Origin of the sequence: Mesorhizobium sp. M1E.F.Ca.ET.063.01.1.1 (assembly GCF_003998155.1) — a bacterium.
In the GTDB taxonomy this organism is placed as follows: domain Bacteria; phylum Pseudomonadota; class Alphaproteobacteria; order Rhizobiales; family Rhizobiaceae; genus Mesorhizobium.
Genome location: NZ_RZSC01000133.1, coordinates 1 through 11,118, shown reverse-complemented (window position 1 = coordinate 11,118; position 11,118 = coordinate 1). Strand labels below are relative to the sequence as shown.

Genomic DNA, 11,118 nt, shown 5'->3' with positions numbered 1-11,118 from the left:
AGACCTGGATCGCCGGGCAGCTCGAGCCGGCCGGCCGGCTCACCGTCGATGCCGGCGCCGTCGGCGCGCTGAAGTCGGGCAAGTCGCTGCTGCCCGCCGGCGTCAAGCTGGTCAGCGGCAATTTCTCGCGCGGCGACACGGTGGCGATCCTGTCGCCCGAGGGCCGCGAGATCGCGCGCGGGCTGGTTGCCTATGATGCCGCCGATGCCGTAAGGATCGCGGGTTTGAAGACGGCCGAGATCGAAAATGTGCTCGGCTACGAGGCCCGCTCGGCGATGATCCATCGCGACGACCTTGTGGTAAGCGTCGCCGGCGACCAAGTATTGGCCAGCGAATGACCCAGCGGAGGATGAACCATGCTGAAGCTGCATGAAAAATCCGGGGAAGACACCGTGGCAACAATGGCCGACATCGGCCGCCGCGCCCGGACTGCCGCCCGACCGTTGGCCGTCGCCACGACCGCGGCCAAGAATGCTGCTTTAGCCGCCATGGCCGACGCCATCCTGCGCAACGAGCAGGCGATCCTCGAGGCCAACGCCATCGACATGTCGAATGGCCAGGAAGCGGGGCTGTCGGCATCCTTCATGGACCGGCTGAAGCTGACGCCACCGCGCATCAAGGCCATGGCCGACGGCATCCGCGAGATCGCCGCGCTCAAGGATCCGGTCGGCGACGTCATTGCCGAATGGGATCGGCCGAACGGCCTCCACATCGAGCGCGTTCGCACGCCGCTCGGCGTTATCGGCGTCATCTATGAAAGCCGGCCGAACGTGACGGCCGATGCAGGCGCGCTCTGCCTGAAGGCGGGCAATCCGGTGATCCTGCGCGGCGGATCGGATTCGATCAATTCGTCGGTCGCCATCCATGCCTGCATGGCCGAAGGGCTGAAGGCCGCCGGTCTGCCGGAAGATGCCATCCAACTGGTGGCGACCACCGACCGCGCCGCCGTCGGCGAGATGCTCAAAGGCTTGAGCGGCAATCTCGACGTCATCATCCCGCGCGGCGGAAAGAGCCTTGTCGCGCGTGTGCAGAACGAGGCGCGGGTGCCGGTCTTCGCCCATCTCGAAGGCATCTGCCATCTCTATGTCGACCGCTCGGCAAAGCTCGACATGGCGGTGAAGATCGCCGTCAACGCCAAGATGCGGCGCACCGGCGTCTGCGGTGCGGCCGAGACGCTGCTGGTCGACCGCGCGGTGGCGCCCACCCATCTGGTGCCGATCCTCGAAGCGCTGCGCGCCGCCGGCTGCGATATCCATGCGGACGTCGAGGTGATGCAGGCTTTCTCCGACGCCAGCCCGGCGACCGATGCCGACTGGGTGACGGAATATCTCGACGCCATCATCGCGGTGAAGCTGGTCGACGGCGTCGCCGGCGCGATCGACCATATCGAGACTTTCTCCTCGCACCACACCGAGGCGATCATCGCCGAGGATACGCAAGCGGTCGAAAGATTCTTCAACGAGATCGACTCGGCGATCCTGCTGCACAACGCCTCGACACAATTCGCCGACGGCGGCGAGTTCGGCATGGGCGCCGAAATCGGCATCGCCACCGGCAAGATGCATGCGCGCGGGCCGGTCGGCGTCGAGCAGCTGACCTCGTTCAAATACCGCGTGCGCGGGTCGGGACAGGTGAGGCCGTGATCTTTTTCGCTCCAAAGGCCTGACGCTTGCGCCCAGCCACCCCCCTCTGCCCTGCCGGGCATCTCCCCCGCAAGGGGGGAGATCGACTGCCACAATTCCCTTCGCCAATCGCCGGCGCTGCAAAATTCGTGCCTTCACAGAAGCTGCTGATCTCCCCCCTTGCGGGGGAGATGTCCGGCAGGACAGAGGGGGGTGCCTAGCGCCATGCTTTACCAGCCCGAGCAACCTGTCCCCGCTCCCTACTTGCGCATGCCCCACGCCGGGCGCGGCCTCGCCGTCGGCCTGTTCGGCGGCTCGTTCAACCCGCCGCATGCCGGCCATGCGCTGGTCGCGGAAATTGCGCTGAGGCGGCTGGCGCTCGACCAGCTCTGGTGGATCGTGACGCCCGGCAATCCGTTGAAAAGCGCGCGCGAACTCGCCCCGCTCGCCGAACGCGTCGTGCGGTCCGAGAAGATCGCCAGGAATCCGAAGATCAAGGTCACCGCCTTCGAGGCGGCGCATCATGTCCGCTATACCGCCGACACCCTGGCGCTGATCAAGGCGCGCAATCCGGGCGTCGATTTCGTCTGGATCATGGGCGCGGACAGTTTGCGCGACTTCCACCACTGGCAGCGCTGGCGCGAGATCGTGCTGACCTTCCCGATCGCGGTCATCGATCGCCCGGGGGCGACGCTCTCCTTCCTGTCTTCGGTCGTCGCCAAGACCTTCGACTATGCCCGCATCGACGAAGGCGACGCACCGCTGCTTGCCCGCATGCGGGCGCCAGCCTGGACCTTCATCCATGGTCCGCGCTCGTCGCTGTCCTCCACCGCGATCCGCAACGCGGCGAAGGGGTAGGCGAGTTCCCCCTTCTCCCCTTGTGGGAGAAGGTGTCGCCGAAGGCGACGGATGAGGGGTGTTCCAGGGAACGCCAGCGTCTCACTCCGCTGGAGCACCCCTCATCCGTCTTGCCGCTTTGCGGCAATCCACCTTCTCCCACAAGGGGAGAAGGAGAAGGCGCGCCATGTCGCTTTTACAGCGGCTTTCCGGTTTCCGCTGAGCGATGCTGCAAAGCATGCTGGAAAAGAGTCGCACCACCGCTGATCCGGGCGCGCAATCGGCGCCGCTGATTGCCATTGCCAGCGTCATTCTGTCGATGGCGCTGATCGCGATCGGCAACGGGCTGATGTTCGCCTTCATTCCCGTGCGGCTCGGCGCCGATGGCTTCGACCCGACCTGGGCCGGGCTGATCGTCACCGGCCTTTCGGCCGGCGGGCTTGCCGGCTGCATCCTGACCGGACCATTGGTGCGCAGGGTCGGCCATGCGCGCGCGTTCATGGTGCTTTCGGCGCTGATCGCCCTCTCCAACGTCGCGATCGGCGCCGGACCGATCCCGCTGCTGTGGATCGCGGCGCGGGCGCTCTACGGCTTTGCCATCTGCGGCCTCTTCATCGTCGCGCAGAGCTGGCTCAACGATGCCTTGCCGAATGCCATACGCGGCCGGGTCATGGCGGTATTCTACGTCGCCTATATTGGCGGGCTGGGCGTCGGTTATGCAACGCTGGCCGCGGTCGATATCCATACGGCGGCGGTGCCGCTGATCGGCATCGCCTTTACCGCGCTGTCGATCCTGCCGGTCGGCATGACGCGGCTTGCCCAGCCACCCGCGCCGCAGGCCGCTTCGGTGGCGCTCGGCCAGGCCTGGCGAATTTCGCCGGTCGGCGTCGTCGGCATGCTGGCCGTCGGCGGCCTGTCGATGATCATTTCCGGTTTCGCGCCGATCCACGCCACCGCCAGGGGTTACAGCCAGGCGGATGTGGCGCTGCTTTTGTCGGCGATGCCGGTCGGCACGCTGATCCTGCAGATACCGCTCGGCTGGCTCTCGGACCGCACCGACCGTCGCTACGTGCTGGCGGGCGCGGCGGCGCTCGCGGTGGCGGCGAGCCTGCTCGCCATTGTCTTCGACGGCGGAGCGCTGATGGCGCTGGTGGTGATCTACCTCATCTGGGACGGAGCATCGGAATCGATCTATTCGCTCTCCAGCGCGCATGCCGCCGACCGCGCCAGGAAGGACGAGCTGCTGGCGCTGTCGAGCTCGCTGCTGTTTGCCTGGTCGCTGTCCGGCTTCATCGTGCCCGGCCTCGTGACGGCGCTTTCGGCCATCTTCGGCACCGAGACCTTCATCTATGTCGGCATCTTCATCGCTTCGGCGTTCTGCCTGTTCGTGCTGTGGCGGGTGTTTGCGGCGCGGCCAACGCCCGCTGCCGTCACCGGCAGCTTCGCGCCGATGTCGGCGCAGACGCCCCTGCCGGTGGAACTCGCCTTCGCGCCGGACGATGAGCCACGGCGGACCAACGACTGAAAAATTCTGACTGCTCTAATGCTTGCTAGCCTCCGGCGACGGCGCCTCGGGCGGCGGCAACGGGATCGAAATGCCCTCGTTGTCGAAGGCCTGCTTGGCGCGCTTGGTCATGTCGGCCTGGGTGGCGAAGTAGTCGGCCGCCGACGTCCAATAGCGCAAGGTGAGCGAAACCGTATTCTCACCGAGGCTCGCCACGAAGGCGATCGGCGCCGGCTCGCGCCGGATGCGCTTTTCGGCGCCGGCGATGCCAAGCAGCGCCTTCTGTCCGCGGTCGATGTCGTTCCACGAACCGATGCTCAAGCTGATGTCGGTGCGGCGGACGCCGTTGCGGGTGAAGTTTCGCACCGGCTGGTTCCACAGCGTCGAGTTGGGCGCCAGGATGTAGACGCCTTCGACGGTGCGCAGCTTGGTCGCGAACAGACCGATCTCCTCGACCGTGCCGGCGACCGAGCCGACCTCGACGGATTCGCCGATGCGGAAGGGTCGCAGCGCAAGCAGCATGATGCCGGCGGCGATGTTCTGCAGCGTGCCCTGCAGCGCCAGTCCGATGGCCAGGCCGATGGCGCCGATGGCGGCGATGATGGACGCCGTCTGCACACCGAACTGGCCGAGCACCATGATGACGACAAGGATCAGGATGGCGTAGCGGACGATCTTCGAGAAGAAATGGCGAAGCGTCGCGTCGAAGCCGTGGATGTGGCTGAGGCCCGCGAAGATCGAGCGCTCGGCAAGGCCGGCGACGAAATAGCCGACCACCAGGAGGATGACCGCGCCGATTGCCGAGAAGGAATAGGAAACGATGAGTGTAGAGAGCTGCGCAAGCCCGGCCTGGACGATGAGAAGTGCGTCTTGCGGGTCTGTCGGCATGGTGAAGTCCCCATTGGTCTTTGAGCCGATAACCCGTGCCAGGCGCAAAGGGTTCCGATTTTTTCGAGACTGCGGAACCTGTCGAAGGGTGCTGCGTTGGCGCCGGCAGAGGCGTCCGTCTTGAAACTGCAACGGAACTCTGCCTATCTAAGTGGTGTCACCTGATTTGCCGGGTGATTTGGTTGTTCTTGTTGGGAAAGGAAACACACTGAGAACAGCGCTGCGGAAGAAGGCCGATATCGTGCCTTCGCCGGCCGGGATCAGCGGAAGCGATGCTGCGTCCCTCGCCATCAAGACAGTCCTTGCCAGTCTGGAAGACTCCAAGGCCGAAAACATCGTCTCAATCGACATCCAGGGTAAATCGAGCCTCGGCGACTATATGGTCATCGCCTCGGGCCGATCGCACCGTCATGTCTCGGCTGTCGCCGATCATCTCCTCAAGGCGCTCAAGGATGCCGGTCTCGGCATGGCGCGCGTCGAGGGGCTGGCCAGCGCCGACTGGGTCCTGATCGATTCGGGCGACATCATCGTCCACGTCTTCCGTCCCGAAGTCCGCGAATTCTACAATCTCGAAAAGATGTGGCAGGCGCCGGACCTCGAGGAAGAGACCTTGCACTGAGCCATGTCCCGTGCCGTGACCGTTCCGGTCCGGCGCCGATCGAGGGCTCGCCGAGGCGAGGATGAAGGTTACCGTTCATGCCGTGGGCCGGATGAAGACCGGCCCCGAGAGAGAGCTGGCCGGCCGCTATTTCGAGCGCTTCGCCAAGAGCGGGCCTGCGGTCGGGCTGGAATTCGCGGGCATCGTCGAGACCTCCGAGAGCCGCGGCCAGAGCGCCGACGAGCGCCGCCGCGAGGAGGGCCAGAAGCTGCAGGCCCAGTTGCAGCCGGGCGCCGTGCTCATCCTGCTCGACGAACGCGGCAAGTCGTTGACCTCCGAGGATCTGGCTGCCCGCATCGGCCAGTTGCGCGACGGCGGCCGCAAGGCGCTGGTCATTGCGATCGGCGGCGCCGACGGCCACGACAAATCCTTGCGCGAGCAGGCCGATCTGGTGCTGTCTTTCGGGGCCTTGACCTGGCCGCACCAGCTGGTGCGCGTCATGCTCGGCGAGCAACTGTACCGGATCGCCACGATCCTTTCCGGACACCCCTATCACCGCTCTTGAGTCGTCGTCCGCGATATCACCCCCCCGAAAGCTGGGGATCACCTCCGTCTGCCCGGATTTCCGCCTCAATGGCCCGGCATCACATTGTTGCGGTTGCTTCCAACATGGTTGATGGTTCGTTAACGAAGCGGGCGATAGAGTCGAGGCCTGATGTCTGAAGGCTGGAATTCGAGAACGCGCGCCTGGCGCAGCCGCTGCGGCCTGACCCTCGTCGCCGCCGTGCTTGCGCTTGGGCCGGCCCGGGCGGCGGAAAACACGCTGGCTCTCGCGCCGGATCCCGACCAGAACCGCGCCGAGTACGAGCAGGTTTCGAAGGAAATCACGCTCTCTTCCGAGCGGCTGGCCAAGCTCGCCGCCGATGTCGCGACGGTCAAGAAGGACCATGCCTCGATCAGCGCCGCGCTCATCCAGTCGGCGATGACCGAGCAGAAGCTCGGCCAGGACATCGAGGATATCGGCGCCAGGCTGGAAGGGCTGAAGGCCGAGGAAGAGAAGCTGCACGCCTCGTTGGTCGCGCGCCGCGACGTGCTGGCCGAAGTTCTCGGCGCGCTGCAGCGCATGGGGCTCAATCCGCCGCCGGCGATCCTGGTCAAGCCGGAGGACGCGCTCTCGTCGGTGCGCAGCGCCATCCTGCTCGGCGCCGTGGTGCCTGAACTGCGCCAGCAGACCGATAAGCTGCTGTCCGACCTCAAGGAACAGACGCGGGTGACGGCCTCGATCGAAGCCGAACGGGCGCGGCTCACCGCCGCCGTCACCGAGCAGACGGCGGAAAAGAAGCGGCTCACCATGCTGCTCGAAGCCAAGAAAAAGCTGCAGGCCGACACGGAGACGGCTTTGGCCGCCGAACAGCAGCATTCGCAGCAACTGGCGGCCAGGGCCGGCAGCCTCAAGGATCTCATCGCCTCGCTCGAAGCCGACAAGGCGCGCAAGGCGGCCGACCAGGCCAAGGCGGCGGAGCGGAAATCGACGGACAGCGATACGACGGCGTCCACGACCGAGCCTGCCCCGCCGCTGGTGCCGGAGGGCAACCGTTTGACCGCTTCGGCTCCGTTCGCGGCGCTCCAGGGCCAGATTGCGCTGCCGGTCATCGGCAAGATCAAACGGCGCTTCGGGACCGACGACGGCAATGGCGCGATGATGCAGGGCGACATGGTTGCGACACAATCGGGGGCCATCGTCACCGCGCCGGCGGATGGAAACGTGCTTTATGCGGGGCCGTTTCGCTCGTATGGTCAACTCTTGATCCTCAATGCGGGCGATGGGTATCATGTCGTCCTGGCAGGGATGAGCAGAATCAGCGTCGCGACTGGCCAGTCGGTGCTCGCAGGAGAACCGGTCGGCGCGATGGGAGAGGCCCGGGTGGCAAGCACTTCGGCCTCGCAGAATGGAAATGCCACGCTGGAGCTCTATGTCGAGTTCCGCAAGGATGGAAAACCCGTCGATCCGGCCCCTTGGTGGGCGGACCGATTTTCTGGAAGGACGTGAAATGATGCGGAAATTGTCGCTTCTGTTTGCCGGCGCGCTGATAGGCGCATCGGCAATGAGCCTGGTCTACGGCGCACCCGGCTCGGCGGCGAACGCTGCGGGCTCCGAGACATACAAGCAACTGGCGATCTTCGGCGATATCTTCGAGCGCGTGCGCGCGCAGTATGTGACGCCGCCGGATGACAAATCGCTGGTCGAGAACGCCATCAACGGCATGCTCGCCTCGCTCGATCCGCACTCCTCCTACATGAACGCGGAGCAGGCGCAGGACATGCGCGTGCAGACCAAGGGCGAGTTCGGCGGCCTCGGCATCGAGGTCACCATGGAAAATGACCTCGTCAAGGTGATCACGCCGATCGACGACACGCCGGCCGCCAAGGCGGGCGTGCTTGCCGGCGACTACATCGCCAAGATCGACGGCGAGGAGGTGCGCGGCCTCACCCTCAACGACGCCGTCGAGAAGATGCGCGGTCCGGTCAACACGCCGATCAAGCTCACCATCCTGCGCCAGGGCGCCGACAAGCCGATCGAGCTGACGGTCGTGCGCGACATCATCAAGGTCAAGGCGGTGAAGTACCGGGTCGAGAACGACGTCGGCTACATGAAGATCACCTCCTTCACCGAAAAGACCTATGACGATCTCGAGAACGCCATCGAGAACATCAAGAAGCAGGTGCCGAACGACAAGCTGAAGGGTTATGTGCTCGATCTGCGCCTCAATCCGGGCGGCCTGCTCGACCAGGCGGTAAGCGTGTCGGACGCCTTCCTGAAGCGCGGCGAGATCGTTTCGACCCGCGGCCGCGACCCGAAGGACGTCACCCGCTTCGACGCCAAGCCGAAGCAGAACGACGACATCGGCGGCAAGCCGCTGATCGTGCTGGTCAATGGCGGCTCGGCGAGCGCGTCCGAGATCGTCGCCGGCGCGCTGCAGGATCTGCGCCGCGCCACCGTCGTCGGTACGCAGTCCTTCGGCAAGGGCTCGGTGCAGACCATCATCCCGCTCGGCGAGAATGGCGCGCTCAGGCTGACTACGGCGCTCTATTACACGCCGTCGGGCAAGTCGATCCAGGGCAAGGGCATCACGCCCGACATCAAGGTCGACCAGCCGCTGCCGCCGGACCTGCAGGGCAGGGACCTGACCCGCGGCGAATCCGACCTCAAGGGCCACATCAAGGGTGCCGACGAGAGCTCCACCGGCTCGGGCTCTGCCGCCTATGTGCCGCCGGAACCGAAGGACGACCTGCAGCTGATCTATGCCGAGCAGCTTCTGCGCGGCCAAAAGACCGATCCGTCGTTCCCGCCGAACCCGGACAAGGCCGTGCTGAACCAGTAATTGGCGGCGCGGCCGGAGGAAGACTCTGGCCGACCGACCGAAGCGATGCGATGCTGCCGGAACCGCGAGGTTCCGGCAGTTTGATTCGGGGACAAGTTGATTCGGGAACAGGCGCTGGGGCGCCGAGGGTTTTTTCGCACGTGACGGCTGAGGATTCGATCGGCTGGATTGCGGGCTTGGGGATGCGGCTTGGCTGACACCGGCAAGGACATCGAACGCCCGCTCGGGCAGACGCTCCGGCCTCAGCGCCCTGCCCCGCGCGGCCTCGGCGCCGGCACGCTTGGCGCGGCGGTCGCCATCCTCGCCGTGATCGGCGTTTCAGGTGCGATCGCGTTGCGTGAAAAACCGTTCCGCAAGCCGGAAGAGATAGCCGTTTCGACGCCGAAGGTGGCCGTGGCGCCAACCCCCGCGCCGACACCGGCGCCGGCGCCGGCCGAGGTGGCGACGGCGAACCCCACGGCGAGCACACCGATGAACAGCGGCGGCCCGCAGATCATCCATGTCCAGACCGAGGAGGGTGATGGTCCCCCCAAGGCGGGGATCATCATCCGCGATCCTTCGACGCTCGGCCAGAATCTCAAAGTCGCGCATCTTCCCGACAGGGCGCTGATCGAGCCCAGCGACAGCGGTCCGCTGCCGATCCGTTCAGCCGACGGCAGGCGGCCGTTCGACGTCTATGCGCGGCCGTGGTCCGGCGCGCGCGGCGCTCGCGTGGCGATCGTCATCGGCGGGCTCGCGGTATCGCAGACCGGCACGCAGGCGGCGATCGCCAAGCTGCCGGCCGAGGTGACGCTTGCCTTCGCGCCGCAGGGCAACAGCATCGGCCGCTGGATGCAGGCGGCGCGGCAGAGCGGGCATGAGATCGTCATGCAGATACCGCTCGAGCCGTTCGACTATCCGAGCGTCAATCCGGGGCGCAACACGCTGACGGTCTCGGCGAGCCCGGACGAGAACCTGAATAGCCTGCGCTGGGCGCTGTCGCGGACGACCAACTACACCGGCGTCATGAACTATATGGGCGCGCGCTTTTCGGCCGATGCAAACGCGATGGGACCGTTCATGGCCGAACTCGGCAAGCGAGGGCTTGCCTATGTCGACGACGGCTCGTCCGCGCGGAGCCTGGCGCCCGACCTTGCGCTCAAGGACGGCGTGCCTTTCGTGGCCGGCGACATGGCGATCGACGCGGTGCAGGATCGCGGCGAGATCCTCAAGAAGCTGGACAGTCTGGAAGCGACTGCCCGCGCCAAGGGCACCGCCGTGGGCATCGGCTCGGCTTTCGATATCACCGTCGACACGGTGACGTCCTGGGTGGCCGAGGCGAAGAAGCGCGGCATCGAGATCGTGCCGATCTCGGCTGTCGCCATCGATCCGCAAAAAGGCTAGTCATCGGGCTCTCGCCGATGCTGGAATCCAGGAAATGTCCAAGAAAATGATCGATCCCGAGACGCTGCCTTATCGTCCCTGTGTAGGACTGATGATCCTCAACCGCGCCGGGCTGGTCTGGGTCGGACACCGCATCGCCGAGCCGGACAGCGAGTTTTCCGGCACCACGAAACTCTGGCAGATGCCGCAAGGCGGCATCGACAAGGGCGAGGAGCCGCTTACCGCGGCCGAGCGGGAGCTTCATGAGGAGACCGGCATGCGCAGCGTGTCGCTGCTTGCTGAGGCGCCGCACTGGATCAACTACGACCTGCCGCCGCATCTGGTCGGCGTCGCCTTCAAGGGGCGCTATCGCGGCCAGACGCAGAAATGGTTCGCCTACCGCTTCGAGGGCGACGAGAGCGAGATCCGGATCAACCCGCCGCCGGGCGGCCACAAGGCCGAATTCGATCAATGGTCATGGCGGCCGATGCAGGAATTGCCCGACCTGATCGTGCCGTTCAAGCGCCAGGTCTACGAGCAGGTGGTGGCCGCATTTCAGCACCTGGCCTCATAGTGGCGAGTTTGCGGGTGCCGGAGGCGTCCCGATCAGGACAGCTGAAAAAGGGTTCGCACTGTTCGGGATCAGGCTCTATTGATGTTGATGCCGATGCGCCGCAAATAAGAGGCAGACATGAACAACGCATGGCAAGCGCACCTTAGCCGAGCGTCAGCGCCCGCCCCTCACCTGCCTGCCGGCATCCTCTCCCCGTATAGTGACGGGGAGAGGGGCGCTCTCATCGCCGGTTTCGCCAATCACCCGCGTTGCAAAAAAGAGGCGCGGAAGTTGGGGTCAGCCCCTTCTCCCCGTCACTATACGGGGCGAAGTGCCCGGCAGGGCGATGAGGGGCAGCGCCGGCGTCGACA

Annotated in this window: 11 protein-coding genes; 10 read left to right on the top strand and 1 reads right to left on the bottom strand. The window is 65.7% G+C overall.

Going from position 1 to position 11,118, the window contains the following annotated elements; genetic code table 11:
- From EOA29_RS12685 to EOA29_RS12660, 4 genes are all read left to right on the top strand, one after another.
- Window positions 1–338: PUA domain-containing protein (locus EOA29_RS12685; RefSeq protein ID WP_348628878.1), on the top strand; the 338-nt coding region annotated here is incomplete at its 5' end.
- 18 nt (window positions 339–356) lie between these two features.
- The gene (locus tag EOA29_RS12680; protein WP_126091378.1) at window positions 357–1,643 is read left to right on the top strand and encodes a glutamate-5-semialdehyde dehydrogenase; all 1,287 of its coding nucleotides are present in this window, start codon (window positions 357–359) and stop codon (window positions 1,641–1,643) included.
- 249 nt (window positions 1,644–1,892) lie between these two features.
- A complete protein-coding gene (locus tag EOA29_RS12670; protein WP_126095705.1) occupies window positions 1,893–2,480 on the top strand; it encodes a nicotinate-nucleotide adenylyltransferase in 588 nt (195 codons plus the stop codon).
- A 217-nt stretch (window positions 2,481–2,697) separates the two neighbouring features.
- A complete protein-coding gene (locus EOA29_RS12660; protein ID WP_126091380.1) occupies window positions 2,698–3,984 on the top strand; it encodes an MFS transporter in 1,287 nt (428 codons plus the stop codon).
- Between the two features lie 15 nt (window positions 3,985–3,999).
- On the opposite strand, the gene EOA29_RS12655 is transcribed toward EOA29_RS12660, so the two are convergent.
- Window positions 4,000–4,851 carry a mechanosensitive ion channel domain-containing protein gene (locus tag EOA29_RS12655; RefSeq protein WP_126091381.1) on the bottom strand — a complete coding sequence of 284 codons (852 nt, stop codon included), beginning with the start codon at window positions 4,849–4,851 and terminating at the stop codon, window positions 4,000–4,002.
- Window positions 4,852–5,092: 241 nt separating this feature from the next.
- On the opposite strand from EOA29_RS12655, the gene rsfS reads away from it, so the two are divergent.
- The 6 genes from rsfS (at window position 5,093) to EOA29_RS12625 (ending at window position 10,768) form a co-directional block, all read left to right on the top strand.
- A complete protein-coding gene (rsfS, locus tag EOA29_RS12650) occupies window positions 5,093–5,470 on the top strand; it encodes a ribosome silencing factor (RefSeq protein ID WP_126091382.1) in 378 nt (125 codons plus the stop codon).
- A gap of 61 nt (window positions 5,471–5,531) precedes the next feature.
- Window positions 5,532–6,014: a 23S rRNA (pseudouridine(1915)-N(3))-methyltransferase RlmH gene (gene rlmH, locus EOA29_RS12645; RefSeq protein ID WP_126091383.1), complete on the top strand. Its 483-nt coding sequence runs from the start codon at window positions 5,532–5,534 to the stop codon at window positions 6,012–6,014.
- Window positions 6,015–6,164: 150 nt separating this feature from the next.
- Window positions 6,165–7,499 carry a murein hydrolase activator EnvC gene (locus EOA29_RS12640; RefSeq protein ID WP_126091384.1) on the top strand — a complete coding sequence of 445 codons (1,335 nt, stop codon included), beginning with the start codon at window positions 6,165–6,167 and terminating at the stop codon, window positions 7,497–7,499.
- Window position 7,500: 1 nt separating this feature from the next.
- Window positions 7,501–8,832: a S41 family peptidase gene (locus tag EOA29_RS12635; RefSeq protein WP_189350485.1), complete on the top strand. Its 1,332-nt coding sequence runs from the start codon at window positions 7,501–7,503 to the stop codon at window positions 8,830–8,832.
- Window positions 8,833–9,021: 189 nt separating this feature from the next.
- Entirely contained in the window at window positions 9,022–10,215 is a 1,194-nt protein-coding gene (locus EOA29_RS12630) for a divergent polysaccharide deacetylase family protein (RefSeq protein WP_126091385.1), read from the top strand.
- A 34-nt stretch (window positions 10,216–10,249) separates the two neighbouring features.
- Window positions 10,250–10,768 carry an RNA pyrophosphohydrolase gene (locus EOA29_RS12625; protein ID WP_126091386.1) on the top strand — a complete coding sequence of 173 codons (519 nt, stop codon included), beginning with the start codon at window positions 10,250–10,252 and terminating at the stop codon, window positions 10,766–10,768.
- Window positions 10,769–11,118: the final 350 nt, after the last annotated feature.